The sequence below is a fragment of the Photobacterium marinum genome, from assembly GCF_000331515.1.
GTDB lineage: Bacteria > Pseudomonadota > Gammaproteobacteria > Enterobacterales > Vibrionaceae > Photobacterium > Photobacterium marinum.
Genome location: NZ_AMZO01000020.1, coordinates 139328 through 154636 on the forward strand (window position 1 = coordinate 139328; position 15309 = coordinate 154636).

Below are 15309 nucleotides of genomic sequence, written 5' to 3' on the forward strand. Positions count from 1 at the left end.
CATTAATTCACGTAATTTTACTATGCTAAACCGAGCTAAACGAGGTGAAAATCAGTAAACAATTCAAACGCAATACATTTGTTGGGTTATAAATTTGAGCTAACGCACAAATATGACAAGCAAGATGATTTATCAAAACATTTTCATCAAAAGCAACGGATTAACAACTAACAAACAACCCAAAAACAACCACAACAAACCAATAGCATTAAATCGCCTTATTTGTTTTTTATTTGTCACTTTTTGTTAATCCGTGTTCACATCTGCATTTTCTGTTACTTTACCGTACTTGCGAACCTCTGACAGGAACAACTTATAGGATGAATAGATACGCTCAAACACCGGATCTGTCTGACTTTTCTCTTCCAATAATTGCTGTGTTAACACTTTTAACTCAGCAAGCACCTCCGGCGGAAAAGGCCTAAGATCAACCTCATGCTCTCTCAACATGACATTTAAAGCCTGGATATTCTTCACTGTATACTCATCCAGCATATCCTGATTCACCGCCTGGGCCGCTGTTATCACAATCAACTGCAAATCATCAGGTAAAGACTGAAAAGCGTCCTTATTTATAAGAAACTCCATTAATGCGCCGGGCTCATTCCATCCGGGGTAATAATAGTATTTAGCAGCATTATGTAATCCAAAAGCGAGGTCATTATACGGTCCGACCCATTCAGCGGCGTCAATTGCGCCGGTCTCCAGCGCTGTAAACAGCTCGCCGCCTGACAAACTGACAGGAATACTGCCGATACGTTTCAATACATGAGCGGCATAACCGGCAAGACGAATCTTGAGCCCCTGAAAATCTTCAATCGTATTGATTTCTCTGTTAAACCAACCGCCCATCTGTGCGCCGGTGCTTCCTCCGGGAACAGGCAGAACACCATAGGGGTCATACAGTTCCTGCCAGAGTTCAAGCCCACCGCCATTATTAATCCAGGCGCTCATTTCCAGGCTAGTCATCCCAAAAGGGACAGCCGCAAAAAAAGACGCCGCCGGAATCCTATCCTGCCAATAATAGGCCGCCGAGTGCCCCATCTGAGCCGTACCTTTCGAAACGGCATTAAAAACTTCAAAGCTAGGCACCAGTTCACCAGCACCATAAACCCGGATCACCAACCTTCCTTGGCTCAATTTATTTATTTTTTCGGCCAGTCTTTCCGGTGCCAACCCAAGGCCAGGAAAGCCTTTAGGCCATGATGTCACCAGCTTCCACTCAATTGGCTTAACTTGCTTATTATCGGCTTCGCTCCCCTGCTGCCCGCAGGCAACCAAACCGAACAACACCAACACCCAAAAAACTATGCTACGACTCAGTCTTATCATTCCATGTCCTTCTGCCGAACAAAGCCCTGCCAGCCATAGCAGAACTTTACGTTTAACCAAGTATAGCCAGCCTTCTGACTTCTACTTGGGCCCGGCCAACTGCTCTCCCAGCGGATGCCCTGCCCGTCAGATAAGCAAAACCTGTTCAATAATAAGTCAGAATAAAGTCTAATGATGTCAGCTGACTCAAATTTCAGACTAAAAAAAACCGCAAAAATATGCGGTTTTTCAATCAATTCTGCAATGTGAGACTTTCAGCCAAGCTTAGACCCACCTCGGCAGGATGGTGTTGATGGCGCACCATCAAACAAATTCTGCCATTCACTCTCAGTGTAAGTATGCATAGCAAGCGCATGGATATCTTTTGCCAACTCATCCGCTAACACAGCATTCACAGCTCGATGGCGGCCAATCAGGCGCTGCCCTTCAAATTGCTCACTGACAATCACCACCTTAAAGTGGCTCTCGGAACCTGCAGGGACATTATGCATATAACTTTCATTAACGACTTCAAGATGGAGCGGTTCAAATGCCTGCAGTAACTTTTCTTTAATGCGATCCTGAATCATATTTGTCATCCTCGACGAGGCTACATACCCAAGTGACCTCATGATGCTCAGGTATATGGAAACTTAGTGAACACTCAGTGGGCACTTCGCGAACACTCCTTACTTTCTGGCGGTCATCTATTCCGGATGCGCGTTGGCAATCCCAAATTTATCAGCCACAAAGACTGTGTTTTTGTTTTCAGCGCAGGCTTGTTCTGCGAAAATAGATACCAAATCGTTAACATACCCCAAAGTAATCTTTAATGAAACCAGAGCTGACCCTGCATGAGCGTACGCTGACACTCCAGCGTTACCCTGCACGTAAGAATGAAACCCTGCAAGCATGGGATGCGGCAGATGAGTACATTATCAACCATGTACAAGACATGGAGTTAGATCCACAGCGCCCTATCCTGATCATGAATGACAGTTTCGGTGCGCTGGGCTGCTGGTTCGCAGAAAAAGGTAAAGTCACCAGCATTACCGATTCTTATATTGCCAAACAAGGCTGTGTTGCCAACCTGAAAGCCAATCAGCTACCACATATTAAGATTACTGATTGCCTTGCGGCGCTGCCGGAAAACCCGCAACTGGTTCTGCTCAAGCTACCGAAAAATAACCGTTTACTGGTGTGGCAACTTAAGCGACTTTGCAATTTGCTGCCAGAAGACTGCGTAGTTATCGGTGCGGCAAAAGCCAAAGAAATCCATACATCGACCCTGAAGCTGTTTGAAAAGCATCTGGGTGAAACTAAAACATCGCTGGCTGTAAAAAAAGCCCGCCTTATTTTCTGTCAGCCGAACCCGAAACTGGCGGCACCAATGCCGGCTCCCCAACAATGGGACGTGCCGGAACACAACATGACAATCACTAACCACGCTAACGTCTTCTCAAGTGACAGTCTGGATATTGGTGCCCGCCTGCTGCTAGAGCACATTCCGCAAAATGACCACCTTAAGGACATTATTGACCTGGGTTGCGGTAACGGCGTTATCGGCCTGAAGGCCGCAAGACTGAACCCACAGGCGAAGATCACCTGCGTTGATGAAAGCTATATGGCTGTTTCGTCGTGCCAGGCCAATGCAGAACTTAACCTGGAAACACCTGAGCAAATTACAGCTAAGGTCAATAACTGCCTGGATCAGTTTCCGGCAAAGAGTGTTGATCTAGTGCTGTGTAACCCTCCATTCCACCAGCAAACAGCCATCACAGATCATATTGCCTGGCAAATGTTTTGTGATTCAAAGCAAGTTCTCAGATCAAAAGGCCAGTTAATCGTGATTGGTAACCGTCACCTAGGCTACGATGGGAAACTAAAGCGCCTGTTCGGTAATGTTTCGGTGATCGCACAGAATAATAAGTTTGTCGTTTATAAAACAGTTAAGTAACCTAGTTACATTTGCTATTAAGTTGCTGTATGCGCGCAGCAATTTTTGTTAAGGATAGATAAATATGAAGAAGCTTCTTATTGCTGCCTCAGTACTGGCACTGACTGCCTGTTCAGCTCCGTCTGAACCTCAGCTAACCATCAACCCGCAGCCGGTTATTTCTGCTCAACCGACAGCAAAAGGTCAGGCTCTTAGCATCGAAAGCCGCGACCTGCGTACTGCACAGTTCATTGCAGTGGTTGATAGCGGCCGCCAGAACGTGCAACCACTTCACGCCACCCAAAACCTACGTGTGACTCTGGAAGAGGCCCTATCTCGCCAACTAAGATCACAAGGCTATACTTTGACAGAAAGTAGCCAGGGAACACTACGCCTAGATATTTTAGAAGCGATTGTGAATGTCAAACACAGCGTGATGAGCCATGAAATGACAACCAAGCTTCAGCTTCAGTTGGTTGTTGAGTCTCCGAAAGGTAAATTCGTTAAGCGTTACTCAGGTAAGTCTGCACGCAACGGTGCAATGAGCGCGTCTGTTGAAGATATGGAAGAAGCAATGAACAACCTGATCAGTGCAGTTCTGAAAGATATCTATGCCGATCCTGACCTGAATACTTACATGCAGGAGAACCTGTAATGCGACGTTTTCTTGTTGCACTACTTGTGTGTTTCGCGCTACCTGTCAGTGCTGCTACACAAGTACTGGTTACAACGAATCTGGGTGATTTTACCATTCAGCTTGATGAGAAAAATGCACCAGTTTCCAGCCAGAACTTTATCCGTTATGTTGAAGATGGCAGCTATGAAGGCACCATCTTTCACCGCGTAATCCCGGGCTTCATGGCTCAGGGGGGCGGCTTTGATAAAGATCTGAAACGCCGTCCGAGCTACGCGCCGATCAAAAATGAATCCACTAACAATCTGAGTAATGAGCGAGCCACTATTGCAATGGCTCGTACTTCTGATCCGGATTCGGCAACCCGTCAGTTCTATATCAACTACCAGAATAACGCGTTTCTTGATGCCCGCGGCAACCGTCCTGGCTATGCTGTTTTCGGTAAAGTTGTGAAGGGGTTCTCAGTTATTGAAAAAATGGCTGAAATTCCTACCACTACGGTACGCTCTATGGGTATGAAAGATGTTCCACAGCAGCCTATAGTTATTAAAGCAATAAAAATTATCAAAGAGTAGGCTAACGTCACCTGGCCGTTAGTCTGCGACCAGGTGACAACCATGCTTACATTGATTTCATCAAGGCCAGATACCAGCTCAGAATTAATTGATCAGCATATTGCTGATTATGCGCCGGCTCTGGCCCTGAGTACCCTCGCCACTCTCAGCGGGGAAGTCAGCTACGACTCCCTTAAAAAAACCTGCACCGAACACCTCAGTGACTGGTGGAAACTGTCAGTACCCTCAGGTTCTTCTCCTTCAAACCATTATGAATCAGGCTATTGGTATCTTCTTCACCTGCTTGAGTCACTTGAAGAACATGAGCTGCTCGGAAACACCTTTATTCAGTTTAAAGTCTCCACAACAGCACAATACCTCCTTGGCATAACTGAATATCAAAACAAAATGCAGGGAACCAGGCCTTAGAAATCAAACAAATGTTGAGAATAGACAAATATCAAAAGACAGGTGGCGAACATAATATCCTCGCTTACCATTACGTTTAATGTCTTATCCCCATAGCTACCATGTCAGTTTACTCGCCTCTCCATACCTTAATCCGGACATCTTGCCCCTTTTTGCTGAAGTTCTTACTCTGTTCGCTTTATAATCGAAAAAAACGTAACACCGGGATTAGGGGTTCATGGAAAAAACGATTGATAACAACAAACTCGGCTGGCGAGTCTATTTAGAGAAAAAAGTCCTGATCATGCTTGCTCTGGGTTTCTCTTCAGGGCTACCGCTACTACTGGTCTTCGGTACACTTTCTTTCTGGCTCCGTGAAGCTGAAGTCAGCCGGACTGATATCGGCTTTTTCAGCTGGGTAGCACTAGCTTACGGTTTTAAGTGGGCCTGGTCACCACTGATTGACCGCTTTCCTATCCCGGTTTTATCCCACTTGTTAGGCCGTCGCCGGGGCTGGATGGTGTTTTCGCAGCTGATGATCATTGCCTCTCTGGTCGGTATGGCCATCAGTAATCCACAAGTCGATTTAATGCAGCTAGCAATCTTTGCCCTGATTGTCGCCTTCTCTTCCGCGTCACAGGACATTGTAATTGATGCCTACAGAATCGAACTTGCCTGTGAGCGTTTACAAGCAGCGCTTGCCGCGGCCTATATGACAGGTTACCGATTGGCGATGATTATGGCCGGCGCAGGCGCACTGGCTTTTGCGGCCTGGTTCGGTTCCGATATCGGTTATGATGTGAACGGTTGGAAATACGCTTATCTCATCATGGCCTCCCTGATGTTAGTCGGTCTGTTTACCGCACTTTGCATCAAAGAGCCAAATATCGACAGCTCGGAAATAGACGATCTTGAGCATGACTATTGCCAGAAACTGCTGGATAAAGGCTTACCAACGAAAACGGCCAAACTTCTGGCATGGTTCTATACTGCCGCCATCATGCCATTCAAAGATTTCTTTACCCGCTATGGCAAAGACGCAATGGTCATTCTGGTGTTGATTGGCTGCTACCGTATTTCAGATGTGGTGATGGGGGTAATGGCGAATGCATTCTATGTCGATATGGGCTTTACCAAAACCGAAGTTGCTTCAGTGTCTAAAGTCTATGGTGTGATAATGACCCTGCTGGGCGCAGGGCTAGGTGGCATACTTGTCAGCCGCTTCAACACCATGAAAATCCTGGCTTTGGGCGCAGTATTGGCAGCCTGCACCAACCTGCTGTTTATGGTCTTTACCTATATGGGTAACAGCCTCCCAATGCTGACTCTGGTGATATCGGTTGATAACCTCAGTGCCGGTATAGCCACTGCCGCCTTCATTACCTACATGTCCAGCCTGACCAATGTCGCCTTCTCTGCAACCCAATACGCGTTGTTCAGCTCTATCATGTTACTGTTCCCGAAATTCCTTGCCGGATTTTCCGGCCTGTATGTCGACACTTTCGGCTATAACATCTTCTTCCTGAGCACAGCTCTGATTGGCATCCCGGTTCTGCTGCTGATTTTTACTGTGAGTAAAAATTCAAAATCAAGTTCAGAAACTCAATCCGAGAGTAACTGATCTTACCGTCGGGAGCATTTCAGTGCTCCCGACGCAAAAAACGGTAGTATTTTGTTGAAGCATTTTTCTTCCACTTTCCATATATCAAACTTTTCTCTCCGAAATACCGCTAAAAAGCCGCCATTAGATGAGCGCCTTATCACTTAGTTCAGAAAATATTCAGAAAAAACATAAAAAATAACGATCAAGATCACCAATAACCTGAAATGTAATGGATTACAGAAGATCGTGATCACGTTTAGAAAAGGATTGCGCAATCGTTACATTCCAAAAAGTGACTCGAAACCATAAAATCTTCGCCATAAATACGGGCTCCCCAAAAAAAGCCCGATTCTTAAAAAACAATTAGCGAGAGTTAACCATGCGTAAATCACTAGTAGCACTGAGCGTCCTAGCAGCAACAGCTCTTCCAGCAGCAGTAAATGCAGCAGACTACTCTGACGACATCCACAAGAACGACTATAGCTGGTCACAGTTCAACCTAATGTACGCTTTTGACGAGCTGCCTTTAGAGTCTAGTCATGACTACCTTGAAATGGAATTTGGCGGTCGCTCTGGCATCTTCGATCTTTACGGTTATGTTGACGTATTCAACCTAACTAGTGATCCAGATAGCGACAAGACCAAAAACAACGCCGAAAAAATGTTCATGAAATTCGCACCACGCGTTTCTCTTGATGCAGTGACTGGCAAAGATCTTTCTTTCGGTCCAGTTAAAGAGCTTTACCTAGCTACTCTGATGGAGTGGGGTGGAAATGCAGGTGTAAACACTCAAAAAATCGGTCTTGGTTCAGATGTAGAGGTGCCATGGTTTGGTAAGGTTGGCCTGAATCTATACGGCACATATGATTCAAACGCTAAAGACTGGAACGGCTACCAGATTTCTACCAACTGGTTCAAACCATTCTACTTCCTGGATAACGGCAGCTTCATCTCTTACCAGGGTTACATTGACTACCAATTTGGTATGGAAACTAACGGTAACCCAGGTAAAACAAGCAACGGTGGGGCGATGTTCAACGGTATCTACTGGCACTCTGATCGCTACGCTGTAGGTTACGGTCTGAAAGCATACAAAGACATCTACGGCCTGAAAGATGGCGGTTTCATCGGTAAAGCGACAGGTGTAGGCCACTACGTAAGCGTAACTTACAAATTCTAATTGCTTCAGCAATTAGCATGAAAAAGGCGCCTCATGGCGCCTTTTTATTTTACTGTCCCTATCTTCTCAGAAATAAGATCGAAATTACTTGCGAGACATCCCCGCTTTCTACTTCTTTTTCTTCCATATTTTTCACCACAATCCAAACCGAAACCTGAGATAAACGCCTTAGCTTTAAGACGGAGCCACAAGGCTGAGAGATTACGCTAGCCTTTGCTGTATGAGCGCAACGTAAATTTACCCCATAACACGCTCACAACCGCGACTTGTCGCAATATTTGCCCGACGGTATCTCCCCCATAGATACCGAAAAGCAACGCTGACAAGGATGCATCTCAAGCAATGGCAAATGGTTAGCGAGAACTCATCATGTATAGAACTCTGGCAGCTCTTAGCATCAGTACAGCTCTTGCCTTATCCGGCGCGAGCTTCGCCGTCGATTACTCTGACGACATCCGCAAGAACGACTATAAATGGTTCACTTTTAACTTGATGCAAAGTATCGACAACAAAATTCCTTTCGGATTTCAGGATGATACTTACTTTGAAATGGAATTTGGTGGCCGCTCAGGTTGGCTAGATCTCTACGGTTATTTGGATGTTTTTGATGTACTCAATTCAAGTAATTCTGACCGAAACAAACCTGAAGGTAGCGATGACTTTGCCGATAACTTCTTTTTCAAATTTGCACCACGCGTCTCTCTTGATGGAATAACAGGTAAAGATCTCTCATTCGGTCCAGTACAGGAACTCTATATCTCTACCGTGACTAACGTCGGTGATAACGCGTTATTTGAGCACTATATCGGTATCGGATCTGATATCCAGGTTCCCTGGTTTGGCAAAATGGGGCTGAATACCTATGCCCGTTACGTTCGTGAAAACTTTGGGGCAGCCAACGAAAGTGAGTGGGACGGCTATATGGTTTCCACCAACTGGTTCAAACCCTGGTATACCATGGACAGCGGTGATTTTATTACCTATCAGGGTTATCTTGACTACAAATTTGGTGCGTCAAAAATCTCTGACGGTATAAACCGCTCTACTACATCCGTCGAATGGTTTAACGGTATTTACTACCACACTCCGCAATGGGCATTTGGCTATGGCCTGAAATATTATAAAGATATGGCCCTGTTTAAAGACGGTGGTTTTGCCGGTGAAACCACAGGCTTCGGTCATTACCTCTCAGTCAACTATAAGTTCTGATCAAGCCCGACAGACATTACCAATATTCAAAAGTGTCAAACCAAAGAGCACATCATTCTGGTGTGCTCTTTCATAATTGATTAATTCAATTAATCTCCCGTGATATCCTGACGTTCTTTAATACAATGATCATCAAAGGGAGAGTTCTGGTGAGATTTACCGTGGTAGGAGCCGGTGCCATCGGACGTTTATGGGGATATAAGCTAAGCCTGCAACATCAGGTACATTTCTGGACCCGAAGCCAAATTCAGAAACTAACCTTCAGCTTTCACCCCGTTGAACCGGAAACCACGTCGCAAACAGCCTGTTTCCCGGCCAACCAACAAGAATTATTACAACACTCTGACTGTGTGCTAATCACAGTAAAAGCATTCCAGGTTCAACAAGCCATCCTTGATATTCGCCCTTTCCTGAGACCCGGTGCACCTGTGGTGATCATGCATAACGGGATGGGCAGCCAAGACTCAGCGCTGGCGCAGTTACCTGATAACCCTGTTATCTATGCCACCACCGCTCAGGCTGCATTTCGGCCGACAGAGCAAGAACTCAAACATACCGGTCTCGGTCAAACCTGGATGGGGGCATTAAACGATGCCGGAACTCATCATGAACACCTGGCAGAGCTTTTTGATCAAGCTCTGGCACCATGCCAGTGGCACTCTGACATCTACAATCCGTTATGGCAAAAGCTAGCCATTAACTGCTCAATCAATCCGCTTACCGCCATACATCAGTGTCGTAACGGCGAACTGGCTCATGATAAATATTCAGAAGAACTGGCAACCATCTGCAATGAAGTCGCTCAGGTTACGAGTGCCGAAGGCTATCCAACCAGCGGCAATGAACTCAAAGCACTGACTGACAAGGTTATCAAAGCAACATCCAATAACTTTTCTTCAATGAATCAGGATATTTGCCAGAAAAGAACGACCGAAATCGACTATATTACTGGCTATCTGATAGCACGGGCTAAAGCACACCGAATAGAGGTTCCGGCCAACACCCGGCTATGGCAACAAATTAAACAATTGGAGCAGAAATATAATGACCAATGACGCTCAGCTGCAGCGCCCGATTAAAGTTGCAGTTTGTATCGCACCGGGCAGCGAAGAAATGGAAGCCGTCAATACCATGGATATCCTTGTTCGTGCCGGTTTTGAAGTAACAGCAGCCAGCACGGCCTCAGACGGTGCTCTGATTGTTGAAGGCTCACGTGGCATCAAGCTGGTCGCTGATGTCGCGTTAGTTAACATTGCCGATGAACAATTCGACTGTGTCGTTCTTCCGGGCGGCCTTGGAGGCGCTGAATGTTTCCGTGACAGCCCGCTGCTGGTTGAATTTGTGATGCAACATAAATATGACGGCAAGCTGATTGCAGCCATCTGCGCTGCACCTGCTGTGGTACTGGAGCACCATAAGATGTTCCCGGAAGCAATCATGACGGCTCACCCTGCTTTCCTTGAGCAAATCCCAGAAGAGCGCCGCCGCACCAAACGTGTTGTCTATGATGTTAATCACAACCTGTTAACCAGTCAGGGACCGGGTACATCAATGGAATTTGCTTTCGAAATCATTAATCGTCTGGCAGGCAAAGACAAAGCGGTAGAAGTTGCTGAACCTATGGTGGTATGGCCAAACATGCACTATAACGTGCTACCGAGGAAGTAAGGTTCGAGGTATAAGTTTAAAAAGCCTTACCATTAAGTAATAAAAAAACGAGAGCCGAAGCTCTCGTTTTTCTTATTCAGATTCAACTCAGATTACGGACGGTAAACCTTCACGTTATCGAAGCCGTTTTCTTTCAGGTACAACGCCTGCAGACGGCTCATGACACCACGGTCACAATACAGCAGGTACGTTTTGTCCTGTGGCAGATCGCCAAACTGAGTCGCCAGCTTGTAGAACGGTAGGTGCTTCACCTCAACGTTATCAATTTCAAGCGGGTTCTCGTCTTCTTCATCCGGGCTACGGATATCAAGAACAATCGCACCAGCATCAATCTGATCAACCAGTTCGATTTCCGGTGCCTGCTCCTGGCTTTCTTTTTCGATAGCACGAATATCAATCACACGAGCTTCCTGAACAACACGATCTAAAACCGTAAAGTCGAACTTGGCTTCTTCAACTTCCAGCTTCTCTTTAACCGCTTTAACTGTCGGGCTCTTCGAAATCACACCACAGAATTCCGGCATCGTCTTAGCAAAATCTTCTGTGCCAATCTGACGAGCAACATCAATGATGTCTTCTTTATCCCAGTTGATCAGCGGACGCAGGATCAGAGTATCCGTTACATTATCAATGTGGCGAAGGTTAGTCAGAGTCTGGCTTGATACCTGGCCCAGAGCCTCACCGGTAACCAGCGCCTGAATACCGAAGCGCTCAGCCACTTTACCTGCTGCACGCATGAACATACGCTTCAGCACCACGCCCATCTGGCCGTCATCGATATTCTCAAGAATTTCAGCTACTACCGGCTCGAAATCCACAGCGATGAATTTAACTTTGGCTGATGAACCGTATTTCTTCCACAGGAAGTGAGAAACCTGCTTAACGCCGATTTCGTGTGCCGGACCGCCAAGGTTGAAGAAGCAGTAATGAACCTTACTACCGCGTTTGATGTGCAGGTAGCTTGATACACCGGAATCGAAACCGCCAGAAATCAGACTCAGCACATCTTCCTGAGTACCCAGAGGGAAACCACCCAGGCCTTTGTGACGCGCAAGGATCTGGTTCAGCTTCTCGTTAGCCACTTCAACACGAACTGTAATGTCCGGATTTTTCAGTTTAACTGACGCCGACTCAACAGCCTGATTCAGGCCACCACCTACGTAGCGCTCCAGCTCAATCGAAGTAAAGTCGTGCTTACCGGTACGCTTCGCACGTACACAGAAAGTTTTACCTTCAAGCTGATCACGTACATGTTCCAGTGTCTGCTCGTAAATATCATGCAGATCTGTAAATTCAGTTTGCTTTACTTCCAGAACGTGGTGAATACCAGGCGTTTGCGTTAATACCGCCAAAACCTCATCACGAATGCTGCCATCTTTGGAAGAGACTTCGATATGACTACGACGGTTGTGTACCGCGATAGAATCAGACAAACGCTGAAGGATAATGCGGATATTACATTCTAGGATTTTGGTAAAGCGTTTTCGAACCGATTCACTCTTTACAAAAATCTCTGGATGGGGTTTAACGATAAATTTCATAACACGCTTCGCTACACAGGGCCAAACAATACCATAAGGAATTAAAGGCGCGGATTATACAGCAAGCAAGCTGTTGCTGAAACAAAGATTATACTCAGATAACTTCAGAGCGGGTTACCCCGCCCTGAAGATAATACACGGTTAGGATTAGTGTAGGCTTAATTTGGGCTGCTAGACATTTCCTCGGAGTAATGCGGTTTACCCTGCATTATCGAGATTTCCACCCGGCGATTCTCTTTACGCAGCTCTTCGGTCTTGTTGTTATTCAACGGCGCAGTATCCGCCAAGCCAACAACCCGCAGGCGCTTATGATCAAAACCGTCAACTTTTTCCATCTCCTGGGCCACAGACACAGCACGCTGCGCAGACAAATCCCAGTTTGAACGATACAGCTCTGAGTCCAGCTTCTGATTATCGGTATGGCCAGACACCCGGATAACTCCCGGCACATCTTTAACCAAATCAGCAACCTGTCTAACCAACGGGCGGAACTTAGGCTGCAAGAATGCAGAGCCTGCCGGGAAAGAGCCTTTTTCCTTAATCCGGATCACTACCTGTTGACCAAAGCTTTCCACTTCAATTGCCCCTTCTTCAATTTCACGATCAAGGGCTTTTTGCAGCACTTCCAGCAACTGCTTCTGAGACTCTGACATCTCAGACTCACTACTTTCATTCAACTCCGTTGACGTCTGCGGGCTCTGACCACCGGTCAACTGGCCGGCATCACGCTGAGTGCCCCCCGCACGCTCAGATTCACCTTCATGGAAGTCCAGTGTCCGCTGGGTCATATCAATCGTCTGCTGCATGATAACTTCTATCGGTGTCGGCTCCGGTCGTCCCGGACGGAACTCCTGGGCAATCACGCTGGTTCCTTTCGGAATATCTTTAACTTCCAGCATATTTTGAACACCGAAGGCGAATTTCATCGAGCCTGCGATCTGCTTGAACTTCAATACGTCCATTTCAGAGAATGAAAGCAGCAGTACGAAGAAGCACATCAGCAGTGACATTAGATCGGCAAACGTACCCATCCATGGAGGTAACCCCGGAGGGGGGCATTTGCATTCATCTTCCATCATCCCCTCCCGTTACTCGTCGCCGTCAATAGTTCGTTTCTTTTCGTTGAGGTAGTTTTTCAGGTAACCATCAATAACCCGCGGGTTTTGACCATCCTGAATCGCCAGTACGCCATCCAAAATCAGACGACGGTTTAGTTTTTCCTCATCTTTACGCAACTCCAGTTTGGCCGCGATTGGCAACATCACCATGTTCGCCATAACCGCACCATAGAGCGTCGTCAAAAGTGCAACCGCCATTGCCGGACCGATCGACTTCGGATCATCCATGTTTGACAGCATAGCTACCAGGCCGATCAGTGTACCGATCATTCCCATCGCCGGGGCAACATCACCAATCGCCTTGAAAATTCCGGCACCATGTTCATGTCGCTCATTAGTCAGCGCGATATCTTTTTGCAGTGTGGCTCGAACCACATCGGCATCATGGCCATCAACCAGTAAGTCGATCCCCTTACGCAAAAAAGAGTTTTCTACTTCCATCTCTTCCAGAGCAAGAAATCCACCTTTACGGGCGGCATCAGCCATTTCGACAACCTTAGCGATCAGATCTTCCGGATTATCCGTTTTGAACATGAAAGCCTTAGCCGCAATTTTTGTCGCTCCAAGGAACTGCCCAATACTGTATTGCATCAGTACAACAAACATTGAGCCACAGCACACGATCAGGATCGACTGTGTATCAATGAACATACTGATACTGCCGCCCAGTACCATCGCCATGATGACAAAGGCAAATGACCCGATTAAACCTATAAGGGTAGCCAAATCCACCAGCAATTCTCCAATTTACGACATGATGCCAACTAACTTATCAACGAGTATTCTATCGAACTCGGTATTAATTTGAACAACCATCTTGCGATTCAGCGATGATCGTCCAGAGACTATATCGGCACAAGGCCGATTTGGTTTAGTATTCTCTCAGCAAAAATCGAAAATAACTGTCGGTTACACAGAATCCTGTGACATAATTTGACCCTGAATAGTCTCTACGTTATTTTTCCTGCACTTAACTCAAAGTGAACCCCTTATGGCAGCTAAAAAACCAGAAAATATGGCGTTTGAAGCCGCACTGGATGAACTGGACAGCATCGTAAATGAGCTGGAATCCGGTGAGATTGCGCTGGAAGATGCGCTGAAAAAGTTTGAACGAGGTATTGCACTTGCCCGTTGCAGTCAACAAAAGCTGACCCAGGCCGAGCAGCGTGTAGAAATTCTGCTTCAGGCAGATGATGAATCCCCTCTGACTGAATTTGATGCAAATAATGAATAACTCTTCGACTCTGTCACAGTCTTTGCAGTATTACGCAGAGCGTAATAACCAGCGACTTGCCGAGTGGCTTGCCGCCCAGCCTTTTGCAGATCAACCCCTGATAAAGGCAATGAAACACGGCACCCTGCTTGGCGGCAAACGCGCCCGCCCGTTCCTGACTTATGCCACAGGAGAGATGCTGGGAGCCAGTAGTGAAGAGCTGGATACTCCGGCAGCAGCAGTTGAGTGTATTCATGCCTATTCCCTGATCCATGATGACCTGCCTGCAATGGATGATGACAACCTACGCCGCGGTCAGCCAACCTGCCATATTGCCTTTGATGAAGCGACCGCCATTCTGGCCGGTGACTCTCTGCAAACCCTGGCTTTTGAAATCCTGGCTTCCGGCCCACTCAGCGAGCACGGTGAGAAATACCGGGTAAAAATGATTGCCGAACTGGCGCAAGCATCCGGATCCGCCGGTATGTGTATGGGCCAGGCATTGGATCTAGAAGCTGAAGGCAAACAAGTGTCGCTAGAACAGCTGGAAAATATCCATAAACACAAAACCGGAGCCCTGATCCGCTGTGCTATTCGCCTTGGAGCCCTGGCTGTAGGTGATAAAGGGGTCACAGTATTACCGCAACTCAACCAGTATGCTGATGCTATCGGCCTGGCGTTCCAGGTTCAGGATGATATTCTTGATGTAACCAGTGATACCGAAACCCTCGGCAAGCCGCAGGGTTCTGATCTAGAACTGGAAAAAAGCACCTATCCGGCACTACTGGGATTAGAAGGAGCCAGGGTAAAAGCGCAGCAGTTATATAAAGAAGCGCTACAAGCATTGGATGCAATACCCTACAATACAGACCAATTAGAAGTTTTTGCCCGATACGTCATCGAGCGCAATAACTAAAATCAGTAAAAGCGCCGT

16 protein-coding genes are annotated in these 15309 nt (G+C 46.7%); 11 read left to right on the forward strand and 5 right to left on the reverse strand.

What is annotated here, in order from left to right; genetic code table 11:
* Positions 1 to 246 precede the first annotated feature (246 nt).
* Together C942_RS13815 and bolA are read right to left on the reverse strand one after the other, a co-directional pair.
* Positions 247 to 1392, reverse strand: coding sequence for a TRAP transporter substrate-binding protein (locus C942_RS13815; RefSeq protein ID WP_007466591.1), 1146 nt, complete (start codon positions 1390 to 1392; stop codon positions 247 to 249).
* Between the two features lie 194 nt (positions 1393 to 1586).
* On the reverse strand, positions 1587 to 1901 hold the full coding sequence (gene bolA, locus C942_RS13820) for a transcriptional regulator BolA (protein WP_007466592.1): 315 nt from the start codon (positions 1899 to 1901) through the stop codon (positions 1587 to 1589).
* A 242-nt stretch (positions 1902 to 2143) separates the two neighbouring features.
* On the opposite strand from bolA, the gene C942_RS13825 reads away from it, so the two are divergent.
* The 9 genes from C942_RS13825 (at position 2144) to yajL (ending at position 10503) form a co-directional block, all read left to right on the forward strand.
* On the forward strand, positions 2144 to 3268 hold the full coding sequence (locus tag C942_RS13825) for a methyltransferase (protein ID WP_007466594.1): 1125 nt from the start codon (positions 2144 to 2146) through the stop codon (positions 3266 to 3268).
* Between the two features lie 64 nt (positions 3269 to 3332).
* Complete coding sequence (locus tag C942_RS13830; protein ID WP_007466597.1) at positions 3333 to 3902, forward strand: YajG family lipoprotein; 570 nt, start codon at positions 3333 to 3335, stop codon at positions 3900 to 3902.
* Positions 3902 to 4456 (forward strand): peptidylprolyl isomerase, encoded by a 555-nt coding sequence (locus C942_RS13835; protein WP_007466599.1) that lies wholly within the window; start codon positions 3902 to 3904, stop codon positions 4454 to 4456. Before C942_RS13830 ends, C942_RS13835 begins: the two co-directional genes overlap by 1 nt.
* Before the next feature lie 42 nt (positions 4457 to 4498).
* The gene (locus C942_RS13840; RefSeq protein WP_007466600.1) at positions 4499 to 4864 is read left to right on the forward strand and encodes a hypothetical protein; all 366 of its coding nucleotides are present in this window, start codon (positions 4499 to 4501) and stop codon (positions 4862 to 4864) included.
* A 217-nt stretch (positions 4865 to 5081) separates the two neighbouring features.
* On the forward strand, positions 5082 to 6464 hold the full coding sequence (locus C942_RS13845; protein ID WP_007466601.1) for an AmpG family muropeptide MFS transporter: 1383 nt from the start codon (positions 5082 to 5084) through the stop codon (positions 6462 to 6464).
* 361 nt (positions 6465 to 6825) lie between these two features.
* Complete coding sequence (locus C942_RS13850) at positions 6826 to 7626, forward strand: nucleoside-specific channel-forming Tsx family protein (protein WP_007466602.1); 801 nt, start codon at positions 6826 to 6828, stop codon at positions 7624 to 7626.
* A gap of 369 nt (positions 7627 to 7995) precedes the next feature.
* Positions 7996 to 8835 (forward strand): nucleoside-specific channel-forming Tsx family protein, encoded by an 840-nt coding sequence (locus tag C942_RS13855; protein WP_007466603.1) that lies wholly within the window; start codon positions 7996 to 7998, stop codon positions 8833 to 8835.
* A 149-nt stretch (positions 8836 to 8984) separates the two neighbouring features.
* The gene (gene panE / locus C942_RS13860; RefSeq protein WP_007466604.1) at positions 8985 to 9890 is read left to right on the forward strand and encodes a 2-dehydropantoate 2-reductase; all 906 of its coding nucleotides are present in this window, start codon (positions 8985 to 8987) and stop codon (positions 9888 to 9890) included.
* Complete coding sequence (gene yajL, locus C942_RS13865) at positions 9880 to 10503, forward strand: protein deglycase YajL (RefSeq protein WP_007466605.1); 624 nt, start codon at positions 9880 to 9882, stop codon at positions 10501 to 10503. The genes panE and yajL overlap by 11 nt, the downstream gene beginning before the upstream one ends.
* A gap of 92 nt (positions 10504 to 10595) precedes the next feature.
* Here yajL and thiI read toward each other — a convergent pair whose 3' ends face one another.
* The 3 genes from thiI to pomA form a co-directional block, all read right to left on the reverse strand.
* Complete coding sequence (thiI, locus tag C942_RS13870) at positions 10596 to 12044, reverse strand: tRNA uracil 4-sulfurtransferase ThiI (protein ID WP_007466609.1); 1449 nt, start codon at positions 12042 to 12044, stop codon at positions 10596 to 10598.
* Between the two features lie 158 nt (positions 12045 to 12202).
* Positions 12203 to 13123 (reverse strand): flagellar motor protein MotB, encoded by a 921-nt coding sequence (locus C942_RS13875; protein WP_036800187.1) that lies wholly within the window; start codon positions 13121 to 13123, stop codon positions 12203 to 12205.
* A gap of 9 nt (positions 13124 to 13132) precedes the next feature.
* The gene (pomA, locus tag C942_RS13880) at positions 13133 to 13894 is read right to left on the reverse strand and encodes a flagellar motor protein PomA (protein ID WP_007466613.1); all 762 of its coding nucleotides are present in this window, start codon (positions 13892 to 13894) and stop codon (positions 13133 to 13135) included.
* A gap of 259 nt (positions 13895 to 14153) precedes the next feature.
* Between pomA and xseB the strand changes: the two genes are divergently transcribed.
* Positions 14154 to 14396 carry an exodeoxyribonuclease VII small subunit gene (xseB, locus tag C942_RS13885; RefSeq protein WP_007466616.1) on the forward strand — a complete coding sequence of 81 codons (243 nt, stop codon included), beginning with the start codon at positions 14154 to 14156 and terminating at the stop codon, positions 14394 to 14396.
* Positions 14389 to 15291, forward strand: coding sequence for a (2E,6E)-farnesyl diphosphate synthase (gene ispA, locus C942_RS13890; protein WP_036800190.1), 903 nt, complete (start codon positions 14389 to 14391; stop codon positions 15289 to 15291). Before xseB ends, ispA begins: the two co-directional genes overlap by 8 nt.
* The last annotated feature ends 18 nt before the right edge of the window (positions 15292 to 15309 follow it).

Bases quoted from the DNA above. Each gene is read 5' to 3' on its own strand.
- bolA (WP_007466592.1), bottom strand. From the start codon at position 1,901: ATGATTCAGGATCGCATTAAAGAAAAGTTACTGCAGGCATTTGAACCG.
- C942_RS13825 (WP_007466594.1), top strand. From the start codon at position 2,144: ATGAAACCAGAGCTGACCCTGCATGAGCGTACGCTGACACTCCAGCGT.
- C942_RS13830 (WP_007466597.1), top strand. From the start codon at position 3,333: ATGAAGAAGCTTCTTATTGCTGCCTCAGTACTGGCACTGACTGCCTGT.
- C942_RS13835 (WP_007466599.1), top strand. From the start codon at position 3,902: ATGCGACGTTTTCTTGTTGCACTACTTGTGTGTTTCGCGCTACCTGTC.
- C942_RS13840 (WP_007466600.1), top strand. From the start codon at position 4,499: ATGCTTACATTGATTTCATCAAGGCCAGATACCAGCTCAGAATTAATT.
- C942_RS13845 (WP_007466601.1), top strand. From the start codon at position 5,082: ATGGAAAAAACGATTGATAACAACAAACTCGGCTGGCGAGTCTATTTA.
- C942_RS13850 (WP_007466602.1), top strand. From the start codon at position 6,826: ATGCGTAAATCACTAGTAGCACTGAGCGTCCTAGCAGCAACAGCTCTT.
- C942_RS13855 (WP_007466603.1), top strand. From the start codon at position 7,996: ATGTATAGAACTCTGGCAGCTCTTAGCATCAGTACAGCTCTTGCCTTA.
- yajL (WP_007466605.1), top strand. From the start codon at position 9,880: ATGACCAATGACGCTCAGCTGCAGCGCCCGATTAAAGTTGCAGTTTGT.
- thiI (WP_007466609.1), bottom strand. From the start codon at position 12,044: ATGAAATTTATCGTTAAACCCCATCCAGAGATTTTTGTAAAGAGTGAA.
- C942_RS13875 (WP_036800187.1), bottom strand. From the start codon at position 13,123: ATGATGGAAGATGAATGCAAATGCCCCCCTCCGGGGTTACCTCCATGG.
- xseB (WP_007466616.1), top strand. From the start codon at position 14,154: ATGGCAGCTAAAAAACCAGAAAATATGGCGTTTGAAGCCGCACTGGAT.
- ispA (WP_036800190.1), top strand. From the start codon at position 14,389: ATGAATAACTCTTCGACTCTGTCACAGTCTTTGCAGTATTACGCAGAG.